Here is a 21,510-nt window from a genome sequence, read left to right on the forward strand (position 1 = left end):
TTCACGCATAATTTGCAAATGACTTTTTAACGTTTTCTTAAAATTTAAAAGGTTCCCCAATTTTTTAATTCTTCTTGGGTCCATAAATAAGGAAAAAATATTCTTCTTTGATATTTTGGATGCATGTATTTTCGCCAATTGCTACCTCCTGTTGCTTCTAAATCTTTTTCTTTTCCGCCAATATATTTTGCAGCGGCATTGTAATGCGCCATTACCCACTTTACATTTACGGTATAATCGTAATGACGCATTGCTTTTATTAAATCTTCGTTTTCTTGAACTTCTTTTGGCAATTGTTTAAACTTTTTGGAGAGGTTGATGTCGTTATAATCTTCCATAAAATCGATAAAATCTCCAATATATTTTTTCTCAAAAAGATTTAGTAAAGTGGATTTTTGCCCAGTTGTATAATTTTTACCAGCTGCTTGCCAATACAAATGATTGTAGGCATGTTTAAATGACGAGTTTCTATCGATATGATCTCTAAAACGTGCATCAATTAAATTAATGAGTTCTGTGGATGCAAATTCAATTTTTCGATATTGTGCTGATTGAAAACCACTTGCAGGTGTTAATGTGTTTCTAAATTTTAGATATTGCTCTTTTTCCATTCCATCTGCCATAACATTAAAAGAACTGCAAAGCATGTCGAAATATCTGCTGATTCTGCCTAAGTGCATCGAAAATTTATCTGCAGTAACTTGCACCGTTTTTGCGACTTGATCTATTTCCCAAAGTACCATTTTAAACAGTAATTCGTTTACTTGATGATACATGATAAACACCATTTCGTCTGGTTGTGTAGTTCTTGGCGTTTGCAAACCTAAGAGTGCATCTGTTTGAATATAATCCCAATACGTAATTGGTGTGCTGTGCAACAAACCTTCTAACATGGCATTTACTGGAACACCTAGCTTATCGTATTTTTCTTCTATTGCTTTTAATATTTCGTCTCTGTTCATTTTTGTTGATTGTTAAACAAAGATATAATAGTTTTATAGAAAAGACCTCACAGGTTTTTAAAAACCTGTGAGGTCTGTAAAATATTTTTTACTAATTACTGCAAACTAAAAAACAGCCAACTTTCTATAAAGTTCCTCTTTTTGCTTGTTCTCTTTCTATAGATTCGAACAGTGCTTTAAAGTTTCCTGCGCCAAAACCTCGGGCGCCCATTCTTTGTATGATTTCGAAAAACAAGGTAGGCCTATCTTCTACTGGTTTTGTAAAAATTTGTAGTAAATAGCCTTCTTCATCGGCATCTATCATAATTCCTAAGTTTTTTAGTTTTTCGATATCTTCTGTTAACTCGTGACTAAATTCTTCTAATCTTCCTGGAACTGCTTTGTAATATTCTTCTGGTGGTGTAGATAAAAATTCGATTCCGTTTGCTTTTAATTGCGAAACAGTTTTAATAATATCGTCTGTTGCCATGGCAATGTGTTGCACGCCTGCGCCTTCGTAAAAATCTAAGTATTCTTCTATTTGAGAACGTTTTTTCCCTTCTGCTGGTTCGTTTATTGGAAATTTTATTCGCCCATTTCCATTCGACATTACTTTACTCATTAAGGCAGAGTATTCTGTATGAATTTGCTTGTCGTCGAAAGATAAAAAATTAACAAACCCCATAACGTCTTCGTAGAATTTTACCCATTTGTTCATTTGGTTCCATCCTACATTACCTACCATATGATCGATGTATTTTAATCCGGCTGTTGGTGGATTGTAGTCAGATTTCCATTTTCTAAAGCCTGGTAAAAATGGTCCATTGTAATTTTTACGTTCTACAAACATGTGTACGGTTTCTCCATAAGTATAGATTCCTGCTCTTACTACTTCTCCATGTTCGTCTTTTTCGACAGTGGGTTGCATATAAGATTTTGCGCCACGTGAAATGGTTTCTTCGTACGATTTTTTGGCATCTTCTACCCAAAGTGCCACTATTTTAACGCCATCGCCATGTTTTACAATATGATTGTTTATGGGCGATTTACTATTTAGTGGAGTTGTTAATATAATTTTGATTTTATCTTGTGTTAAAACATAACTCACTGAGTCTTTTGCGCCGGTTTCTAACCCACGATATGCGTATGATTGAAAACCAAATGCTGTTTTGTAAAAATGTGCAGCTTGTTTTGCGTTACCCACGTAAAACTCTACATAATCTGTTCCTAACAATGGAAGGAAATCTTGCGCTCCTTCGAATATTTTTTCTAATCCGTAATTGACTGATTTTATATCTTTTTTACTCATTTTGTGTATATTTTTTTAACCCAGAAAGGGTTTAAAAACACTTTCTGAGTTGTTACTGTTTGTTCTTTTTAGACCTCACAGGTTTTGAAAACCTGTGAGGTCTTTGTTACTGATAAAGGAGCTAGTTTTTATTTCTTAAAGCAATTCGTTTCCAAACAAGTTTAGCCCTGATTGAAATGACATCCTTTTTTTGCTTCCATTTATGGCAAAAAAAGATATAATGGAAAGCAGGAAATAGCTTCTTATAATTTATATTTTAATGAACGTTTACTATTTAGCAGCATGGAAAACATAATTTTTGAGTAGGCTGCTCACTCCTTCTTTTTGGGAAGGTTCGGATGGGCTTTTATAACCAACTTTTATAATAATCTTCATCGGCAATTTTCATGGCTTCTTCTGTTACTTGTAAAGGTTTAAAAGTATCTACCATTACTGCTAATTCTTCGGTTTTTGTATGCCCAATACTGCGTTCTGTTGCTCCAGGGTGTGGCCCATGAGGAATGCCTGCTGGATGTAAGGAAATATGCCCTTGATCGATATCGTTTCTGCTCATAAAATCGCCATCTACGTAATACAAAACCTCATCTGAATCGATATTACTGTGGTTGTAAGGTGCAGGAATTGAGTTTGGATGATAGTCGTACAAACGTGGTACAAAACTACAAATTACAAAGGCATTTGTCTCGAAGGTTTGATGCACTGGTGGTGGTTGATGAATTCGTCCTGTGATTGGCTCGAAGTCGTGAATCGAAAATGCATAGGGGAAATTATATCCATCGTAACCAACAACGTCAAAAGGATGTGAAGCATAGGTCATTTCTATAATTTCGCCTTGTTTTTTTACTTTGATTAGGAAATCGCCAAGTTCGTTATAGGTTTCTAATTCTTGTGGTCTTCTTAAGTCTCGTTCGCAAAATGGCGAGTGTTCTAATAACTGACCAAACCAGTTTCTGTAACGTTTTGGTGTGTAAACTGGCGAATATGATTCTACGATAAAAAGTCGGTTATTTTCGTTGTCGAAATCTAATTTGTAGATTATTCCGCGTGGAATTACTAAATAATCTCCGTATTTAAAATCGATATTTCCTAAATGTGTTCTTAATTTTCCTGTTCCTTTATGGATAAAAATTACTTCGTCTGCATCTGTATTTTTATAAAAATAATCTTTGGTAGATTGTTTTGGTGCTGCAAGAGTAATATTACAATCTGAATTTGTTAAAACAACTTTTCTGCTTTCTAAATAATCGTTTTCTGGTGGTACTTGAAAGCCACGAAAACGATAAGATTGAATGTTATTGGCCTTGGCAATTTTTGGTTTTACTGAGTATTGTTTGCCAATGTGTTTGACCATTGTTGGCCTGTGTTCGTGATAGCTGTTGGTGGACATTCCGTCGAAACCAATAGTACCAAACAGTTGTTCGTAATATAAACTACCGTCTTTTTTACGAAATTGTGTGTGTCTTTTAGGTGGAATTTTTCCTAATTTATGATAAAAAGGCATAATTTTTTATTAATTTGTAATTCTTATAAAAACAAGAATCTTGTGAATAATTGTTCTTTTTTAAATTGAGATTGTTGCCAGAGTTTACTTTGAGAAAAGTCGAAAAGTAACAATGACTGAAAGAAGCCTTATTCTGGATTTCGCTTTATGAGAAATTTTAAGTGTGTTAATAAATCTGAATACATTTCAATCGATTTCGTTTGTTGTTCAAATATACAAAAAAGTAGAAGGATTTTCTTTTAAGTGATATGAATACGACCTATAAATTGAACTTATAGCGTTTCTTGTTTGAAATTTCTGTAAAAAACACCCTTTTTTACTTGCTAGGAAAAATTATTATTTTCTTGTACGGTAATACCATTTACCATTTGAAAATCCTGTAATAAATCGCCTTTTTTCCTTTCTATTTTAAGAATAAAAAACCGTGGCTAAGGCTATGCTTTCGTTTTCTTCTTTATATTAAGAAAAAAAATCGTTCATTTCTTTTCCAGTAATTTCCAAAAATAACTGGCATAAAGAATTTCTTGAAACCAACAATACTCGGGACATCGTCTCGAGGAATTCTTTTCGATTAAAAAGAGGCTGTCACAAAAGTAAATTTAACTGTTATTTTGAGTGAAGTTAAAAAATCTAAAATACTGAAATTCAATAAATAAGATTTCTAAGCTACAATCGAAATGACAAATTTTAATACTTTCGAGACAGCCTCTTATTACTATTTTTAGAAACCGTTTTACGCTGTTGGTAAACGCTCGTCGATCATTTTTAATGGCATATCGCCCATCAATTCAAAAACATCTAAAATGCTTCTTACGGTATCTTCTTCTTCTACTTGCTCGTTTACAAACCACTGTAAAAATACTTCTGATGCAAAATCATCTACTTTTCTTGCTTGTTTAAAGCATTTGTAAATAGATTGTGTTACGTGTATTTCTTGGTCTAAAGATTTTTCGTAAATTTCTCTTAATCCTTCGAAATCGTTATTAACTTCTGGTATTGATGGCGAAATTGCAGCACCTCCAGCATCGTTTATAAAGTTAAAAATCTTCATTCCATGTTGTCTTTCTTCTTCTGCTTGCTTGTAGAAAAAAGCTTTGCTGTTTAATAATTCGCGTTGGTCGCACCAAGATGCCATTGCTAAATAAGAGGCAGATGCGTGCATTTCTAAAGCGATTTGATCGTTTAAAGCATCCATAACTTCTGGATGAATGGTCATTTGTCTTCTTATTGCTGTTTTCATAATATCTTGTTTTTATACAAAGGTACATTAAAAAGTGGTTGCTTTGTTAAGGTAAAAAAATTTAAAAGCAGTCTAAATAAAGATATTTTTAGTTTTAAAAGTTCGAAAACGCGTATGAAATTTCTTCTTTTAAGTCTAATAATTTAGGAATATCTAAAAATACCAAATGTTTTCTGTCTGCAATAAATAACAAAACAAAATTTTCGTTTCGAATGATTTCTTCTAATTTTTGATATTCGGTAAGTTGATTTATTTTATTACGCAATTGTAATAATTGAGGAAAAGTAATTGCCATTACTTTTTGATCTATCTTTAATCGATAGTTGCAAAAAGTATGTCTTTTAAGTTGAATATTAAAAGTTACGTCACTTAACATTTCCATGTTGCAAATATAAATCTTATTTAGAATAAATAAAAATAATTTCTTAAAAAAAGAGATTAGATAAAATATTCTACTGTTAATAATAGAAAAAATCCATTAACGGCTAATAAAAAAATAAGCACACTAAAACACTAATTACAAATTAAATTTGAAATAACGACATGGAGTTGACTTTCGTGTTTCGCAGACTTATATACAAAATATTTAGCCAAATGGGTTTTGTTTTTCTGCAATTATAACACTGTTATAAATCAAACTTTTATATATCAAGCTTGGTTATTCTGCTATTTTTTTGTCTTCTTTTGGAAAAGCTTGTTTGTTAAAAATAAAAAGTAAAACAACACCTATGGTAATATAGGCATCTGCAGGGTTAAAAATATACTGAAAGAACGTGTACATTTCTCCACCTACAAACGGAATCCAATCTGGCAAAACACCTTGCCAAAGTGGAAAATAAAACATATCTACAACTTTTCCATGAAACAACGTTCCGTAAGGATTGTCGGAAAATAAGGTGGCTACTTTGTGGTAAGAGTCGTCGAAAATTATCCCATAAAAAACCGAATCTATAATATTGCCAACTGCTCCTGCCAAAATTAGTGCAATTGCTACAATAACTGCTTTATTAACCACACGATGTATGGTGCTTTTTAACCAATAAATAATTGCGACAACTGCCACAATTCTAAACAATGTTAAAAATAGTTTCCCTGCTTTTCCACCAAACTCAATACCCATTGCCATTCCGTTATTTTCGGTAAAATGGATTTTAAACCAATCGAAAACAACTACTTCTTCATTTAAAGCAAAATGTGTTTTTACATAGATTTTTATAACTTGATCTACAATAATAGCAATTAAAACCGTAAGTATTGCCAGTGTCTTTCTTGACATTTTTGTTGAATTTGTGTTTGCAAAAATAACAATATTATTCAGAATAATTTAGCGATTATCTATTCTCTCTAAAAGTTCTTTTTTGTAGGATTTTCCTATCGGAAGTTTTGCCTCATTTTGAAGTATAATTTGGTTGCCATCTATCATTTTTAAATAATTAAAATTGATGAGATACGATTTATGAATTCTAATAAAATTGGAAGAAAGTTTTTGTAAAAAATCGGATAGGGTTTGTGGTGTTAAAATCATTTTATCTGTAAAAATCTTTACGTAATTTCCGTAAGCTTCTGCGTAATAAATTTCATCAAAATTAATTTTTAGAATTTTTTTATCACTTTTTATAAAAATACTTTTTGCAGTTTGCTCTTGTTGGTTTATAACAATAGTTTCTGAAACTTTATTTCTTGAAACTTTCTGCACAGCTTGCATAAAACGCTCTAAAGAAAAAGGTTTTACCAAATAATCTGTTACAGACAGCTCAAAACCCTCAATTGCATATTCTGGATAGGCAGTTGTAATAATTACATTCGGTTTTTTTTGAAGTGTTTTTAGTAAACTTAAGCCAGATAATTTTGGCATGTTAATGTCTAAAAATAAAATATCTACTTCTTGTTCTTGTAATTTTTCTAAAACTTCAAACGCATTTTTGCAGGGAGCAACTAAAGTTAAATATGGAATGGATACTATATAATTTTCTAAAATTTGACGTGCAATTGGCTCATCATCAGCAATAATACAATTTAGATTTTTCATTGGTCTAGTTTTAGCGTTACACAATATAAACTTTCTGTTTTCTCTATTCTTAGTTGATGTTTATTAGGGTACAATAAAGCCAATCTCTTTTTCGCATTTTGCAAACCAATACCGCTTTTTCCTTTTTCTAATTGGTAACTACTCTCTATCTGAAAAACCTCAACTGTATTGGTACAACTAAAATAAATTTCGTTACTATTTACTACAATTTTTACAGATACAGACGATTTTCCGTTTTCTAAAACTCCCAAATGTTTAAACGCATTTTCCACAAAAACAATGCATAACATGGGTGCAATTTTTAGTGATTCTATAGCTCCCGAAACTTCGAAAATAATATCTGCTTTATCTTCTAATCGTATTCTTTCTAAAGCAATATAGTTTTCTAAATATTTAATTTCTTTTTCTAAAGGCACAAAAATTGTTGATGTTTCGTACAAACTATAACGTAATAAATCCGATAATTTTAGCATTAAATTGGGCAACTTATCTGATTTTATAACAGACAAACCGTATAAATTATTTAAAGTATTAAATAAAAAATGCGGGTTTAATTGTGCTTTTAACAATTTTAATTCGGCTTCTTTTTCTTGCTGCCTTCTGGTAAAACTTTCTTTTGCCAACTTTAGTGCTATTCCAAAAATTAAAATTAATAACAAGGCTCCAAATGCATTTAACAACATTTTAAGTTCGAACCTTTTAAAACCATTACTTAAAAAAGCAACTACCAAAAAAGAAAAGAAACAAACATTTAATAGAAATAAGACTACTGCTAATTTTACTTTTTTATTAAAAAAAAGAGGTAAAATTTTTAAATTATTAATATAAACTGGAGGCGCAATAAAAGCAATAAATAACAATGATGCTAACAACCTATTTTCTGCCTGAATTACCATCGTAAATATAATGAATAGAAAAACCCAGATAAAGAGGTTTTGTACAATTTTGTTATCTATCCAGTTATCTAATTTTCCCATTTTATTGATTTTAAAACTTCCTCCAAAAATAGAGTTTCAATATTAAAAGTACTTTTTTTAATGACAAAAGATACTTTTTTTAATGCGAATAGCTTCTTTTTAATGATAATGGTGTTTTTGTTAGTACATCCTTAAACTAATTACACTCGTCATTCTTTTTTTTTAAATCCTAACATCTTTATCACTTTTGGGATATCAATTTTAAAACAAATAAAATGAAAACTCTAGAAAAACTAATGCTTTTAGCATTTTTATCAATTCAAACAATAACAATTAGTCAAAACAAATCATTAGAAATTTTATCTAAGAAATATAATACTTCTTTAAAAGAACAAAACAAAGGTATTGCTATATTGGTTAAAAAAGATGGAAAAAGAAGCACACTAAGTTTAGGTAATTTTCACTTAACTGAGCATAGTCTTTTTAATATTGGTAGTGCTACAAAAACATTTACAGCAATTCTAATCTTGCAAGAAAAAGAAAAAGGCAACCTAAAACTATCTGATTCTATTGGAACATATCTTAAACCAATAAAAAATGTAGATAATTCTTTAACAATACAACAATTGCTAACACATGAAAGTGGTTTAGATGAAGTTATTGGCAAAAATATAGTGGAAATTTTTTTCGCTAAAGAAGATGCTGTTTACCAAGAAAACTTACTTCAGAAAATAGAAAAGAATAATCCTAAAATGGTGGGTAAATTCAATTATTGTAATACCAATTATTTTTTATTAGGTAAAATTCTTGAAAAAATAACCGATCAGAGCTATTTTGATATTCTTAGGGAACGTATTATTGAACCTCTACAACTAAAAAATACACATCCTTATTTACACAAAAACCTACCAAATTTAGCAACTCCATACCACGAAAATAAAGATGTTTCGGAATATTTAGACTATCAATTTTTTGCAAATGTTGCCTATGCTGCTGGTAGTGTAGCTTCTACATTATATGATATGGAACAATTTTATAGCGCTCTTTTTGAAACTGAAAAACTATTGAAAAAAGAATCTTTAGAATTAATGTTAAAATCTGGTAATGAAACTTATGGTTTGGGAATATTTAAATCTAAATTCGAAAATCAAAACTATTTTGGTCATGGAGGCAACAATATTGGTTACTCTTTTAGAAATCAATACAACCCAGCAACTAAAAACCTATTTATGATGTTTTCTAATAATATCTCCATTCCTTCTAGAGCGAGTATTCGTAAAGATTTATTAAGTTTTTTAAACAATAAACCTATCGAAGATTTTAAAAGTGTTGACCTTAATAATTTCAAAAAATATACAGGAACTTATTTACTTAAGGAAGCCAATTTAGAACTAGAAATCATTCTCGAAGACAACAAAATGTACATTGTTGTTGCTGCTCAAGGAGTCAAAAGTGAACTTGCTCAAAAAGATAAAAATTCTGTTTCTGATAAACTTGTTGGAGTAGTTTTATCTAAAATAGATGGAAATACAGATAGCTTAAAATTCAATCAAAATGGATTCGAAACTACTATAAACCGCATCAAACCAAAGAAATAAAAATTTACATTTTAATAAACATCAAATACGTATAATAACCAAATTTTAAACATTATGAACACTTTACAACAACTTACAATTTTAGCATTACTGTTCCTTCAAACAAGTGCATTTAGTCAAACAAAAAATGCAGAAACCGTTGCAATAAAAAAGGAAACTGTGCAAAAAAAGAAAACCGAAACTACTAAAGTAGAATCCCCAAATTTTAAAAAATTTATTGGTAAATACAAAATGGTGGAAGCCAATTTTATATTAGATATTGTGGAAGAAAAAGGGAAAATGTACATTATTACAGAATTTTCTAAAGACCCATTGTTGCCAAAGAATAAAAATACACTATCTGAACCTAAAAGAGGGGTTGATTTTCAATGGATTGAAGGCAATAAAAATGGATTGAAGTATTCTCAAAATGGTTATGAAACTATTTTAGAAAGAGTAAAACCTAAATCGTAGTTTATGCATTTAGAAATACAAAACGTATCTAAAAAATACAGCAAAGAAAAATATGGATTAAAAGACTTTTCAATACATATTGAAAAAGGAATCTTAGGTTTATTAGGCGCCAATGGTGCTGGAAAATCTACCTTATTAAAAATGATTGCTACTGTTAGTAAACCTAGCTCCGGAAGCATCACTTTAAACAAAAACAACATTGTAAAAGATGCCAATTATATGCGCAAAAAATTGGGGTTTTTACCTCAAGATTTTGGGGTATATCCAAATTTAAATGCCTACGAATTTTTAGAGTATATGGCTGCAATGAAAGGTATTGGAGGTAAGAATTTAAAGACTAAAATTACACAATTATTAGAAGGTCTAAACTTAATCGAAAATGCAAAAAAACCAATTGGCACCTATTCTGGAGGAATGAAACAAAGAGTTGGTATTGCACAAACACTTTTAAATAATCCAAAAATTATTTTGTTTGATGAACCCACAGTAGGTCTAGATCCAGAAGAAAGAGTACGCTTTAGAAACCTAATTTCTTACTTGGCAAATAATTGTATTGTAATATTATCTTCACATATTGTCTCTGATATTGATACAATTGCAGACAAAGTTGCTATTATGAAAAATGGTAAACTAATTGAATATGGCAATCCAAATGAAATTATTAGCCAAGTTAAGGATGCCGTTTTTGAAACCATTATTGATGCAGATTTACTATCTAGTTACAAAGAAAAATTTACTATAATAAATGCATCAAGAATCGATGGGAAATTAAAGGTTAGATACATTTCTAATACTCCTATTGAAAATTCTACAAAGCAGAGCGCAACTTTAGAAGACGCTTACTTGTTTTTAAATAAAAATTAAATTTATAATTCAAATGAAAAAATCAACACGTAATTTATTAATCATACTATCTATCATAATGCTAACTTTAGTAGCATTAGCAGCATTTTTTCAGACAAAATTCATTTAGGAATTACTCATCATTAAACAAAACTTATGAAACCATTCTTAAACATTATAAAACTAGATTATTTACAACGTACTAGAAATTACAATTTTCTAATTACACTTTGTGCGAGTTTGGCAATTGCCTACACATTTGTACCAGAACCAAATGCTAATTATTCTACTATAAGAATTAGCGATTATGTAGGATATTATAATTCTGCTTGGTTTGGTTATGTAACCGCAATTATGAGCAGTATTTTCTTGTCGTTAATTGGTTTTATTTGATAAATAGTGGTATTAAAAATGATGTTGAAACCAAAGTTGGTCAAATAATTGCAGCTACGCCTACTTCTAATTTTATGTATTTAATTTCTAAAACCATTAGCAACTTTACTTTACTTTTAACCATTGTTTTTATCATCTTTATAATGAGTATTGTACTCTTCTTTTTATATAACGATGGTTATCCTTTTCAAATAGTTAATTTTATAAAACCTTATGCAATCATTACAATTCCAGCGATGTTTTTGTTGCAAGTTTGGCTGTATTTTTTGAAATACTATTTGCAAAATATGCTGTTTTACAAAATGTAATTTTCTTCTTGTTGTTTTGCGTATTGATGGCATTTACTCCTAAAAATAAAAATGAATTTGCTTTAGACGTTTTTGGAAGTAAAGTTGTCATGCATCAATTAGAAGATACAGTTAGAACAATTACTCAAATTGATAAAAATACAGATTTAAGCATTGGTTATGTTTTAGGAAATACCAAAAAAGCCAATAAATTTGAATTTAAAGGGGTTCAATTTTCATCGCTATTTATAATCAGTAGATTTATTTGGATGATAATAGCAATTGGTTTAGTAGGCATCTCTTCTCTGTTATTTCATCGATTTTCTTTGAAAAAGAAACTTAAGTCTTCGAAAAAAAAGAAAATTATCCATTTAAAAGAACCTGTAAAAGAAGTAAACTTATCGGAATTAATCGCCACAAAAACCAATTATTCTATTTTTCCGTTAATTAAAACAGAATTTCTATTATTAGTAAGAAAAGGCAAAAAATGGTTATGGTTTATTAATATTATTGGAATGGTTTTGTTAGGTGTTTTAGCTTTAGAAATTGCACACACCATTGTTTTACCAATTTTATGGTTTTACAGGTGCATAGAATTTCGGATATCTCTACACAAGAAAAAACCTTTAATATACATCTGTTTTCTGAATCTTCTTACAAACCAATTCAAAGGATTTTTGCATCAAAAATTATTGCAAGTCTTTTATTTTTTTTAATAATTTCGTCTCCACTAATTATAAAATTAGGATTTAATTTTTTGTATATAAAAGCAGCTTTTATTATTGTTGGATTTACGTTTTTAGTGTTTGCATCTGTTATTTTAGGTCAAATTATAAAAGGTAAAAAACTGTTTGAAGTTGTTTTCTTTTTAGTGACTTATGCGAATATCAATAAAATTCCGTTCTTTGATTATTTTGGCGCAATAAAAAATGATTTCGTAAATATGCATACTCCTTTAGTATTAATTCTAATATTTTTTGGAGCAACCATTTTTTTAAAAAAGTATTTATAATTAATTTATGACTAAAAATTATTTTGTGAAGTGATTTAAACTTTTTAATCGATATAAATATTGCCTATTATCGTAGTAATTCTAAGTTTTTTAGAAGTATAAGCAATTATTTTTTTGTACTCTTTTTTATAAAAAATACCATCGATTTGTATTTTACCCGTATTAGAAACGATATTAAAATTTATTTTTTTTGCATTTGCAAACACGTTACCTGCATATAATTTTACATCTACATTCTGCTTTATCGTATTTAATTTTACAATTCCATTTTCGATATAAATTTTTAAATTTCCATCGTAACTTTTAGAAGTTATGTTTATATTTTCTCCGAAAATAGTAAGGTTTTTATTTTTAGGAATCTTTACAATGGCACTAGCTCTATTAAGCCTTTTGGTAATATATTTTCTAAAAATTTTATCTTCGGCTTCAAAAGAAGGAATGTTAAACCGAATTTTTACAACACCATATTCTTCTTCAAAAATAATATGATTTTTATTCGGGTTTTCTGAGTACAAATAAATTTCAATAAATTCTGAAGTGGAGTTCTCTAGCACCAAATCGTCTAAACCAGCTGTAGCAACTTCTATATTTTTTAAAATTGTTTGAAATTTTTTTATTGCTTTTTTTTGAGAAAAAGTAACACTAGAAAATAATAATATGCATAAAAAAATTCTTATAATACTGTGTTTTCTACTTTTAATTAACAGGTTGTTTAATTTTAGTAAAACTCGAACAGCCATAAGAATGGAAGAATTAAAGAAAAAGCTTCCGTTCTAAAAATTTTAAAAGGAAGCTTTTTTATCGTTATTGTTTGCGTTTTGCCTCTATACTTAAGGTTGCATGGGGTACTAATTTTAAACGCTCTTTTTGAATTAATTTTTTAGTAACTCTACAAACACCATACGTTTTGTTTTCTATACGTAACAAGGCATTTTTTAGGTCTCTAATAAACTTTTCTTGTCTAATCGCTAATTGTACATTGGCTTCTTTGCTCATTACCTCAGAACCTTCGTCAAAAGATTTAAAAGAAGGTGAAGTATCGTCTGTACCATTATTGGCATCATTTTTATAAGATGCTTCTAATAAGGCCAAATCTTCTTGGGCTCTTGCTATTTTTTTTTCGATAATTTCTTTAAACTCTTGTAAATCTTCATCCGAATATTTTACTTTAACACCTGGCATAATCTTAGATTTTTTCAATTAATATTCTACTTTTTATGGTATCGAATTCAATTTCTGTACCATTTTTTAACTCGTCCACAAAAACCAAATCTTCGGTTAATGTTTCACTCATAATGTAGCGTTTATTTTCTAAGATAGACTGTTGTAAGTTCTCGTAGTTTAAGACCGTAAGCTTAATTTTATCTGTTACTTCTAAACCTGTGTCTTTACGTGTATTTTGAATTCTGTTAACCAATTCTCTGGCAATTCCTTCTTTACGTAATTTTTCTGTAATGGTAACATCTAAAGCTACTGTTAACGCGCCTTCGTTTGCAACTAACCAACCTTCGATATCTTTTGACGAAATATCTACATCTTCGAGTCCCAAAGTAATATTTTTTCCATTAATTTCTATAGAAATGTGCTTATCTTTTTCTATTTTGTTAATATCTTCTTGTGTAAACTTTTGAATCTCTGCTGCAACAAATCGCATTTCTTTACCAAATTTAGGCCCTAAAGCTTTAAAATTAGGCTTAATTTGTTTGATTAAAATGTCTGATGCGTCTTCTAAAAGATCTACTTCTTTAATATTTACTTCGTGCTTAATTAAATTGGCAACTGCTAAAATTTCTTCCTTTTGCTGATTACTATCAACAGGAATCATAATTTTTTGTAAGGGTTGACGCACCTTAATTTTTTCTTTTGCTCTTAATGATAAAACTAAAGAAGAAATGGTTTGTGCATTTTCCATTTTACGCTCTAAAGATTTGTTTACAAAACTTTCATTAAATTTTGGAAAATTAGATAAATGAATACTTTCTGAAGATTCTTTACCGGTTACAGAATTTAAATCTTGATACAATTTATCCATAAAAAACGGAGCAATTGGCGCACTTAATTTTGCAATGGTAACCATACAAGTGTACAGTGTTTGGTAAGCAGAAATTTTATCTGTTTGATAATCTCCTTTCCAAAAACGTCTTCTACTTAAACGAACATACCAATTACTTAAATAGTCTTGCGTAAAGTCGCTTATGGCTCTGGTGGCTCTGGTGGGTTCGTATGCTGCGTAAAATTTATCGACTTTATGGATTAAAGTATGTAATTCTGATAAAATCCATCTATCGAGTTCTGGCCTTTCGTTTAATGCGATATCTTCTTCGCTGTAAGAAAAGCCATCGATATTTGTATATAATGAAAAGAATGAATAGGTATTGTAAAGTGTTCCGAAAAACTTACGTTTTACTTCTTCAATTCCTTCTAAATCGAATTTTAGATTGTCCCAAGGATTTGCATTCGAAATCATGTACCAACGAGTGGCATCTGCCCCATATGTTGCTAATGTTGTAAATGGGTCTGTAGCGTTTCCTAAACGTTTCGACATTTTATGACCGTTTTTGTCTAAAACCAAACCGTTAGAAACTACGTTTTTATAGGCTACAGAATCGAAAACCATGGTTGCAATGGCATGCAAGGTGTAAAACCAACCTCTTGTTTGATCTACTCCTTCTGCAATAAAATCTGCAGGGAAAGATTCGTTTCCATCAATCTTATTTTTATTTTCAAATGGATAATGCCATTGTGCATATGGCATAGAACCCGAATCGAACCAAACATCTATTAAATCGCTTTCGCGTTTCATGGGTTTTCCTGAAGCTGAAACTAACACAATTTGATCTACAATATTCTTGTGCAAATCTATTTTTGCATAGTTTTCTTCGGAATTGTTATCCACTTCAAAATCTTCGAAAATATCTTTTGCTAAAATTCCAGCTTCCACAGCTTTCGCCATTTCACTTTTTAATTCTTTTACAGAACCAATACAAATTTCTTCTTTACCATCTTCTGTTCTCCAGATTGGTAAAGGAATTCCCCAATATCTCGATCGTGATAAATTCCAGTCGTTTGCATTTGCCAACCAGTTTCCAAAACGTCCTGTTCCTGTAGATTCTGGTTTCCAGTTAATGGTTTTGTTTAACTCGTGCATTCTATCTTTTACCTCTGTAACTTTTATAAACCAAGAATCTAATGGATAGTATAAAATGGGCTTGTCTGTACGCCAACAATTAGGGTAACTGTGCTTGTATTTTTCGACTTTAAAAGCCTTGTTTTCGTTCTTTAATTTTAGTCCTAAACGTTCATCTACAGATAAATATTCTTTTTGATTTTTTAGAACGTTGGTTAATTTTTCTTGTTGAATTTTTAATTCGTCTTCTAAATCTTTTTCCGTTAAATATTCTGCTTTTACATATTCTCCTGCAAAACCATAGATATCGTCTTTTACTTCTTTTCTGAATCTACCTTGTAAATCTACTAACGGAACTAAATTACCATTTTCATCTTTGACCAACATTGGCGGAATTTCTGGCGAAGCTTGTTTGGCAACCAAGGCATCGTCTGCTCCAAAAGTGGGTGCTGTGTGTACGATTCCTGTACCATCTTCTGTAGTTACAAAATCGCCAGCAATTATTCTAAATGCATTTTCTGGATGGTCGTTTGGTAAGACATAATCTAATAATTGCTCGTATTTAATGCCTACTAAATCTTTACCTAAAAACTCTTTAACAATGTAAAAAGGGATTTTTTTATCAGCTTTTTTAAAGCTTTCTAACGCTGTTTTATCTTCTACTTGAACAAACCTTTTATCAAATTGTTTAGAGATTAATTTTTTAGCCAAAATAACTTTTGTTGGCTCAAATGTGTATTGGTTAAAAGTTTCAACTAAAACGTAGTCAATTTTTGGTCCAACCGTTAATGCTGTGTTACTTGGCAACGTCCAAGGTGTTGTTGTCCAAGCTATGAAATGAACAGTTCCTTCATTTTGTAAAAAGTCTGGAAGCGTACTTTCTATCGCCTTAAATTGTGCAACAACTGTGGTATCTGTAACGTCTTGATAGGTTCCTGGTTGGTTTAATTCGTGCGAACTTAAACCTGTACCTGCTTTTGGTGAATAGGGCTGAATGGTATAGCCTTTGTAGATTAAATCTTTATTATAAATTTGTTTTAGCAACCACCAAACAGATTCCATATATTTTGGTTCGTAGGTAATGTATGGATTATCCATATCTACCCAATATCCCATTTTTTGGGTTAAGTCGTTCCAAATATCTGTATAACGCATTACTGCTTTTCTACAAGCTGCGTTGTAATCTTCAACAGAAATTTTTACACCAATATCTTCTTTGGTAATTCCTAATTCTTTTTCTACGCCTAATTCAATAGGCAAACCATGCGTATCCCAGCCTGCTTTTCGCTTCACTTGGTAACCTTTCATGGTTTTGTAACGCGGAAAAATATCTTTTATCGCTCTTGCCAAAACATGATGCACTCCTGGCAATCCGTTTGCTGAAGGCGGTCCTTCAAAAAAGACAAAAGGTTTTGCACCTTCTCTTGTAGTTACACTTTTTTTAAATATGTTATTTTCTTTCCAATAGTTTAGAATTTCTTCGGCTACTTTTGGTAAGTCAAGTCCTTTATATTCAGGAAATTTCGCTTTCATTTTATCTCTTTTCTAATAAGATTGCGAAATTAATCAATTTCTTTAAAAAATACGCATGTAGCTATCTTTAAAATGCATTTACTTATTTGGTAGCAACTAAAATTTTTCTTTTTTAAATAAGAATTGTAGTTTTAAAACTCCGTACTGAAAAATTCTAGCGAATGTTTTATTGTATTTAAAGTTGAATAAGCTGTCGATCATTTCGTCTATAGTAAAGTTTTTTCGTAAAAATTGTACTCTATTTTCAACTTGTTGATCTGTATATCTGCTATACATTCTTCTTGCTGAATATTCGCTTAACTTCCATTTTAGCAACTTTTTTCTTCTCCATTTTTTTTGATAGAGATGAAAGTTTTCTTTGCCGGTTTTTATGTATTCTTCTATATATTTAGAAGCCAATTCTGCCGTTTGCATTGCATAACGTATGCCTTCTCCTCCTCTTGGGTTTATCGCAGAAACTGCATCGCCAACAGCAACAACTTTGTTTTTGTAAAATTGGTCTTTTAAACCAATACTGTAGCGCAAAATGCCACCGTGTTTATCTATAATTTTGTATTCTTTGGCTTGAATATATTCTGATATGATTTTTTCTGTAATCTTTCTTGTGGTTTTGTTGGTTTGTTCTTGGTCTTTAGATTTTATATGTGTTTTTCCTGCGCCTACTTTTAAAACTCTATTTTGCATAGGGAAAATCCAAGAATAGCCTTTGATAGCCCATTTATGTCCCAAAAAGAAGAGTAACTTATCTTTAAATTGATCGTAAATTTCTTGTTCTACTTCAATTTCATATTCTGTACCACTTCCTAAAACCATTTCTGGTTGTGTTTCATTAGTATCGTACATTACTTTTCTTAAAGGACCTGTTGCATCAACTACTATTTTCGTTTTTATTTCGATTTCTTTAGTATTGTTGTTTTTTACCAGTCTAACAATTACACCATTTTCTACTACTGTTTTACCAATGTATTTGTGCCCCATTAGCACTTTGCCTCCAAACTTTATGGTTTCTTCAGCTAAAAATTCGCGTAATTTTTTAAAATCTAATACAACTCCTTTTTTTGTGTTTCCTTTCCAAGTGTAAGCTTTTTGGGTGCATTGTATTACGATATCTTTCCAATAGGCACCAACGATTGTCTCTGGAAGTTGAAATTCGTTTAAGGGTTCTAACGTCATCCCTGCACTAGAAAAATTGTTTAAGGCAAAAGAGTTGTACTTTTCTACTAAAAGAACATTTAGTCCTTTTTTTGCTAAGCTTCTAGATGTTTGTCCTCCTGCAGGACCTCCTCCAATTACAACTACATCATATTGTTCTGTTTGCAAAGTCTTAAGTTTAAGGTTGCGCAAATCTATAAATAAAAAAAGAACCTATAAAGGCTCTTTTTAAAAGTTAAGTGGTTTTTTACATTTTAACAATTACAAACTCGGTTCTTCTATTTGCTTGATGTTGTTCTTTAGAACATTTTACGCGATTTGTATGCTTGTCGTTATCTACACAATTATTTACCAATCTTGTTTCTCCAAAGCCTTTTCCAGAAATTCTACTAGGGCTAATGCCTTTTTCGATAATATAAGCTACAGAAGATTTTGCTCTTCTGTCGGATAAAGCTTCGTTATAACTTGCTTTACCTCTAGCATCTGTGTGTGAACTAGATCTAATTACTAGTTTTGGATATTTTTTCATAATACTAACAATATGATTTAATTCTACTGCGGCATCTGGCCTGATGTTCGCTTTATTATAATCGAAATAAATAGGCTTTATTTTAATGATTAGTTCTCCTCTTTCGTTATATGAAAAATCTGATATAATGTCTAAGGCAAAAATTAAATCGAGTTGCAATTCTTTATTTTTTGTGGTTACAAAAGAGGCTGTATCTGGCTCGTAATATTCTTTGGTCGCATTTAATGTATATTGTTGATTGCATGGTAATGTAAATGTAAACATTGCTTTTGCATTTGCATATGCTTCTTTAACAACCATCCCTTTTGCATTTTTTAAAACTAATTTTGCTCCTGGCAATGGGTTTTTAAATTTCTTGTCTTGTACAACTCCAGATACTACTTGCATACATGGTGGTTTTACAACAATTGCTTCTGGTTTTTCTAATTCTACAACTGCGTAAATGTCATCATCGCCAACCCCTCCTTCTCGGTTAGAAGATAAATAACCTGTTTTGGTTATTGGATTTATCGAAAATGCAAAATCGTCTAATGGCGAATTTACAGGGGCTTTTAAATTTACGGGTGTTTTGTATTCTCCTTTTTCTTTTCTGGTTGCAAATACGTCTAAGGCTCCTATACCAAAATGGCCATCTGAAGAAAAATACAATACGTCTTCGTCTGAAATAAATGGAAACATTTCTCTACCCTCTGTATTTACTTCTGAACCTAAATTTTGTGGTGTACCAAAAGAGCCATCAGCATTTATAGCGACTTCATAAATATCTGTTTCTCCAATACTTCCTGGCATGTCTGACACAAAGTATAACTTCTTACCATCTTTACTAACTGATGGATGTCCTGTTGAATATTCGTCACTATTAAAAGGAAGCTCTTGTACGTTTGTCCATTTATTATATACCCAAACAGCTTTATAAATTTTTAGATTGTTGTATCCTTTTTTATCATTTTTATAAACTCCATTATTGTAGTTATTTCTTGTAAAGTACATGGTTTGCCTGTCTGGAGAAAAAGTTACAGAAGATTCGTGATATTTAGAGTTTACTTCGTCTGTAAACATGGGTCTTACCTGAGAATTATCGCCTTCTGTAGTTGTTATTTTTTCTTTAAGAACTTTGTAAATATCTAAGAAGTTTTTGTTGTTTCTTGTGTGGCTTCTTTTTACAAATACGTTTCCTTTTCTTGGCGAAGAAAATAAAATGGTGTTTCCGTAATCTGTAACTCCAAAGTCGGAATTTACCGTATTTATACTTCTTAAATTACTAACGGTATAGTTTGGCTTACCATTTTTAAGTTCGTTTAAAGTGACTTCGTGATTTGTAAAATGAACTCCTCTTGAATCTTTCTTTTTTGCTTCGTGAAATTTTTTCATCCAAGCATCAGATTCGTTAAAATTTCTTGTGGCTCTTAACGCTTGTGCATATCTAAAAATATGTTCTGGTTTTTGTGTTGGAAAGTTCGCAAACAACTTGCTATAAGCATTTGATGCTTCTTGCATTTTTACGTTAAAATAATAACTGTCTCCTAATCTTTTTAGAACGTGTTCTGTAGCATTATCTTCTGCAAGCTTCTTATATTCTTCTGCAGCTAATGCGTAAGATAAATTTTCGAAATGGACGTCTGCTTTTTTCGTTTCTTTAGTTTGCCCAAATATGGTTAAAGAACTGAATAAAAGTACGATTGTAATTTGTATTGTTTTTTTCATAATTGTTTTGTTAACTAAAAGAATCTTGGCGATTTAATTTTGTTTCTTTCAAAATCGAAATTAAATAGTACAAATATCTCATGTGACCCTGAATTGAAATTTCCTAGGTTTGTTAAGGTATAATCGTAAGCATAGCCTATTCTTAGTGTGTTTGAGGCTCTTACGTTTATTAATGCGGAAACAGATTCGTCTAATCTATAAGAAAGACCAAATTCTAATTTATCGTATAATAAAACGTTTCCAGAAAAATCTATTGATAATGGAGATCCTTCTGCTGCTTTTATCATTGTTGATGGCTTTAACTTTACATCATTTGATAAATCGAATACATAACCAGAAGTAAAGAAAAAGTGCTTTGTTTCTGATGCTCTTGATATTTGTCCTCCTTTTTTATCAAAATGAAAAGTTTTTAACAAATTTGGAACAGACAGACCTGCATAAAACTTATCTGTATAATAAAATGCACCTGCACCAATGTTTGGCATTATTTTATTTGCATTTTGATTTACAAAAGCTTGGTCCTCACCATTTACCTTTCTTAAACAAGGTAAACAAATATTAAAAAACGTAAAACCTGCTTTTAAACCTAATGCTAGATTTGCATTTTGACCCACTTTTAATGTATATGAAAAGTCTCCATAAACGTTTTGTTCTTGTACTGGTCCAATTTCATCTACAATAACAGATAGACCTAACCCAACATTTTTACCTACTGGAGAGTTAACACCCATTGTAAGTGTTCTTGGGGCTCCATCTATACCTACCCATTGAGATCTACCTAATAAATTAATACTTAAAACATCATATGACCCAGCATAAGCTGGGTTTATGATATTCATATTATACATATATTGTGTGTATTGTGGGTCTTGTTGCGCTTTTGCAGAAACAGTAAAGAATATAACTGCAAGTATTGCTATAAATTTTTTCATCTTTTTTGCC

The 21,510-nt window shown here is 30.6% G+C and carries 21 protein-coding genes; 7 read left to right on the forward strand and 14 right to left on the reverse strand.

Features of this window, described 5'->3' with window-relative positions:
* Nucleotides 1–44: 44 nt before the first annotated feature.
* From JL193_RS07470 to JL193_RS07505, 8 genes are all read right to left on the reverse strand, one after another.
* Complete coding sequence (locus JL193_RS07470; protein WP_207973187.1) at nucleotides 45–962, reverse strand: tryptophan 2,3-dioxygenase family protein; 918 nt, start codon at nucleotides 960–962, stop codon at nucleotides 45–47.
* Nucleotides 963–1,086: 124 nt separating this feature from the next.
* Nucleotides 1,087–2,250, reverse strand: coding sequence for a 4-hydroxyphenylpyruvate dioxygenase (hppD, locus tag JL193_RS07475; protein ID WP_207973188.1), 1,164 nt, complete (start codon nucleotides 2,248–2,250; stop codon nucleotides 1,087–1,089).
* Nucleotides 2,251–2,596: 346 nt separating this feature from the next.
* Nucleotides 2,597–3,751 (reverse strand): homogentisate 1,2-dioxygenase, encoded by a 1,155-nt coding sequence (locus tag JL193_RS07480; RefSeq protein ID WP_207973189.1) that lies wholly within the window; start codon nucleotides 3,749–3,751, stop codon nucleotides 2,597–2,599.
* Nucleotides 3,752–4,484: 733 nt separating this feature from the next.
* Nucleotides 4,485–4,991: a ferritin gene (locus JL193_RS07485; RefSeq protein ID WP_207973190.1), complete on the reverse strand. Its 507-nt coding sequence runs from the start codon at nucleotides 4,989–4,991 to the stop codon at nucleotides 4,485–4,487.
* Between the two features lie 94 nt (nucleotides 4,992–5,085).
* Nucleotides 5,086–5,373 (reverse strand): hypothetical protein, encoded by a 288-nt coding sequence (locus tag JL193_RS07490; RefSeq protein ID WP_207973191.1) that lies wholly within the window; start codon nucleotides 5,371–5,373, stop codon nucleotides 5,086–5,088.
* A 276-nt stretch (nucleotides 5,374–5,649) separates the two neighbouring features.
* Nucleotides 5,650–6,267, reverse strand: coding sequence for a lipoprotein signal peptidase (locus JL193_RS07495; RefSeq protein ID WP_207973192.1), 618 nt, complete (start codon nucleotides 6,265–6,267; stop codon nucleotides 5,650–5,652).
* Between the two features lie 48 nt (nucleotides 6,268–6,315).
* Nucleotides 6,316–7,020, reverse strand: coding sequence for a LytR/AlgR family response regulator transcription factor (locus JL193_RS07500; protein WP_207973193.1), 705 nt, complete (start codon nucleotides 7,018–7,020; stop codon nucleotides 6,316–6,318).
* Complete coding sequence (locus JL193_RS07505) at nucleotides 7,017–7,997, reverse strand: sensor histidine kinase (RefSeq protein WP_207973194.1); 981 nt, start codon at nucleotides 7,995–7,997, stop codon at nucleotides 7,017–7,019. The genes JL193_RS07500 and JL193_RS07505 overlap by 4 nt, the downstream gene beginning before the upstream one ends.
* Nucleotides 7,998–8,212: 215 nt before the next feature.
* On the opposite strand from JL193_RS07505, the gene JL193_RS07510 reads away from it, so the two are divergent.
* The 7 genes from JL193_RS07510 to JL193_RS17155 all read left to right on the forward strand — a co-directional run bounded on the left by JL193_RS07510 (nucleotide 8,213) and on the right by JL193_RS17155 (nucleotide 12,523).
* Entirely contained in the window at nucleotides 8,213–9,535 is a 1,323-nt protein-coding gene (locus JL193_RS07510; RefSeq protein WP_207973195.1) for a serine hydrolase domain-containing protein, read from the forward strand.
* A gap of 54 nt (nucleotides 9,536–9,589) precedes the next feature.
* Nucleotides 9,590–9,988, forward strand: coding sequence for a hypothetical protein (locus JL193_RS07515; RefSeq protein WP_207973196.1), 399 nt, complete (start codon nucleotides 9,590–9,592; stop codon nucleotides 9,986–9,988).
* A gap of 3 nt (nucleotides 9,989–9,991) precedes the next feature.
* On the forward strand, nucleotides 9,992–10,852 hold the full coding sequence (locus JL193_RS07520) for an ABC transporter ATP-binding protein (protein ID WP_207973197.1): 861 nt from the start codon (nucleotides 9,992–9,994) through the stop codon (nucleotides 10,850–10,852).
* Between the two features lie 135 nt (nucleotides 10,853–10,987).
* Nucleotides 10,988–11,224: a hypothetical protein gene (locus JL193_RS17140; protein WP_243456863.1), complete on the forward strand. Its 237-nt coding sequence runs from the start codon at nucleotides 10,988–10,990 to the stop codon at nucleotides 11,222–11,224.
* On the forward strand, nucleotides 11,221–11,532 hold the full coding sequence (locus tag JL193_RS17145) for a hypothetical protein (RefSeq protein ID WP_243456864.1): 312 nt from the start codon (nucleotides 11,221–11,223) through the stop codon (nucleotides 11,530–11,532). Before JL193_RS17140 ends, JL193_RS17145 begins: the two co-directional genes overlap by 4 nt.
* A gap of 26 nt (nucleotides 11,533–11,558) precedes the next feature.
* Nucleotides 11,559–12,227, forward strand: a complete 669-nt coding sequence (locus tag JL193_RS17150) for a hypothetical protein (protein ID WP_243456865.1) — start codon at nucleotides 11,559–11,561, stop codon at nucleotides 12,225–12,227.
* Nucleotides 12,228–12,268: 41 nt separating this feature from the next.
* The gene (locus JL193_RS17155) at nucleotides 12,269–12,523 is read left to right on the forward strand and encodes a hypothetical protein (RefSeq protein WP_243456866.1); all 255 of its coding nucleotides are present in this window, start codon (nucleotides 12,269–12,271) and stop codon (nucleotides 12,521–12,523) included.
* 44 nt (nucleotides 12,524–12,567) lie between these two features.
* Here the strand turns inward: JL193_RS17155 and JL193_RS07530 are convergent, their stop codons facing one another.
* The 6 genes from JL193_RS07530 to JL193_RS07555 all read right to left on the reverse strand — a co-directional run bounded on the left by JL193_RS07530 (nucleotide 12,568) and on the right by JL193_RS07555 (nucleotide 21,500).
* Nucleotides 12,568–13,263 (reverse strand): hypothetical protein, encoded by a 696-nt coding sequence (locus tag JL193_RS07530; protein WP_207973198.1) that lies wholly within the window; start codon nucleotides 13,261–13,263, stop codon nucleotides 12,568–12,570.
* A gap of 64 nt (nucleotides 13,264–13,327) precedes the next feature.
* Nucleotides 13,328–13,705 carry a TraR/DksA family transcriptional regulator gene (locus tag JL193_RS07535; protein WP_207973417.1) on the reverse strand — a complete coding sequence of 126 codons (378 nt, stop codon included), beginning with the start codon at nucleotides 13,703–13,705 and terminating at the stop codon, nucleotides 13,328–13,330.
* 4 nt (nucleotides 13,706–13,709) lie between these two features.
* On the reverse strand, nucleotides 13,710–17,183 hold the full coding sequence (gene ileS, locus JL193_RS07540; RefSeq protein WP_207973199.1) for an isoleucine--tRNA ligase: 3,474 nt from the start codon (nucleotides 17,181–17,183) through the stop codon (nucleotides 13,710–13,712).
* 96 nt (nucleotides 17,184–17,279) lie between these two features.
* Nucleotides 17,280–18,503, reverse strand: a complete 1,224-nt coding sequence (locus tag JL193_RS07545) for an FAD-dependent monooxygenase (RefSeq protein ID WP_207973200.1) — start codon at nucleotides 18,501–18,503, stop codon at nucleotides 17,280–17,282.
* 79 nt (nucleotides 18,504–18,582) lie between these two features.
* Nucleotides 18,583–20,568: an OmpA family protein gene (locus JL193_RS07550; RefSeq protein ID WP_243456867.1), complete on the reverse strand. Its 1,986-nt coding sequence runs from the start codon at nucleotides 20,566–20,568 to the stop codon at nucleotides 18,583–18,585.
* Between the two features lie 14 nt (nucleotides 20,569–20,582).
* Nucleotides 20,583–21,500, reverse strand: coding sequence for a PorP/SprF family type IX secretion system membrane protein (locus JL193_RS07555; protein WP_207973201.1), 918 nt, complete (start codon nucleotides 21,498–21,500; stop codon nucleotides 20,583–20,585).
* Nucleotides 21,501–21,510 lie beyond the last annotated feature (10 nt).

The organism is Polaribacter batillariae, from assembly GCF_017498485.1.
GTDB lineage: Bacteria > Bacteroidota > Bacteroidia > Flavobacteriales > Flavobacteriaceae > Polaribacter > Polaribacter batillariae.

Bases quoted from the DNA above. Each gene is read 5' to 3' on its own strand.
- JL193_RS07490 (WP_207973191.1), bottom strand. From the start codon at position 5,373: ATGGAAATGTTAAGTGACGTAACTTTTAATATTCAACTTAAAAGACAT.
- ileS (WP_207973199.1), bottom strand. From the start codon at position 17,183: ATGAAAGCGAAATTTCCTGAATATAAAGGACTTGACTTACCAAAAGTA.
- JL193_RS07505 (WP_207973194.1), bottom strand. From the start codon at position 7,997: ATGGGAAAATTAGATAACTGGATAGATAACAAAATTGTACAAAACCTC.
- JL193_RS07555 (WP_207973201.1), bottom strand. From the start codon at position 21,500: ATGAAAAAATTTATAGCAATACTTGCAGTTATATTCTTTACTGTTTCT.
- JL193_RS07470 (WP_207973187.1), bottom strand. From the start codon at position 962: ATGAACAGAGACGAAATATTAAAAGCAATAGAAGAAAAATACGATAAG.
- JL193_RS07515 (WP_207973196.1), top strand. From the start codon at position 9,590: ATGAACACTTTACAACAACTTACAATTTTAGCATTACTGTTCCTTCAA.
- JL193_RS17150 (WP_243456865.1), top strand. From the start codon at position 11,559: ATGGCATTTACTCCTAAAAATAAAAATGAATTTGCTTTAGACGTTTTT.
- JL193_RS07520 (WP_207973197.1), top strand. From the start codon at position 9,992: ATGCATTTAGAAATACAAAACGTATCTAAAAAATACAGCAAAGAAAAA.
- JL193_RS07510 (WP_207973195.1), top strand. From the start codon at position 8,213: ATGAAAACTCTAGAAAAACTAATGCTTTTAGCATTTTTATCAATTCAA.
- JL193_RS07550 (WP_243456867.1), bottom strand. From the start codon at position 20,568: ATGAAAAAAACAATACAAATTACAATCGTACTTTTATTCAGTTCTTTA.
- JL193_RS07500 (WP_207973193.1), bottom strand. From the start codon at position 7,020: ATGAAAAATCTAAATTGTATTATTGCTGATGATGAGCCAATTGCACGT.
- hppD (WP_207973188.1), bottom strand. From the start codon at position 2,250: ATGAGTAAAAAAGATATAAAATCAGTCAATTACGGATTAGAAAAAATA.
- JL193_RS07530 (WP_207973198.1), bottom strand. From the start codon at position 13,263: ATGGCTGTTCGAGTTTTACTAAAATTAAACAACCTGTTAATTAAAAGT.
- JL193_RS07495 (WP_207973192.1), bottom strand. From the start codon at position 6,267: ATGTCAAGAAAGACACTGGCAATACTTACGGTTTTAATTGCTATTATT.
- JL193_RS17140 (WP_243456863.1), top strand. From the start codon at position 10,988: ATGAAACCATTCTTAAACATTATAAAACTAGATTATTTACAACGTACT.
- JL193_RS07485 (WP_207973190.1), bottom strand. From the start codon at position 4,991: ATGAAAACAGCAATAAGAAGACAAATGACCATTCATCCAGAAGTTATG.
- JL193_RS07535 (WP_207973417.1), bottom strand. From the start codon at position 13,705: ATGCCAGGTGTTAAAGTAAAATATTCGGATGAAGATTTACAAGAGTTT.
- JL193_RS07480 (WP_207973189.1), bottom strand. From the start codon at position 3,751: ATGCCTTTTTATCATAAATTAGGAAAAATTCCACCTAAAAGACACACA.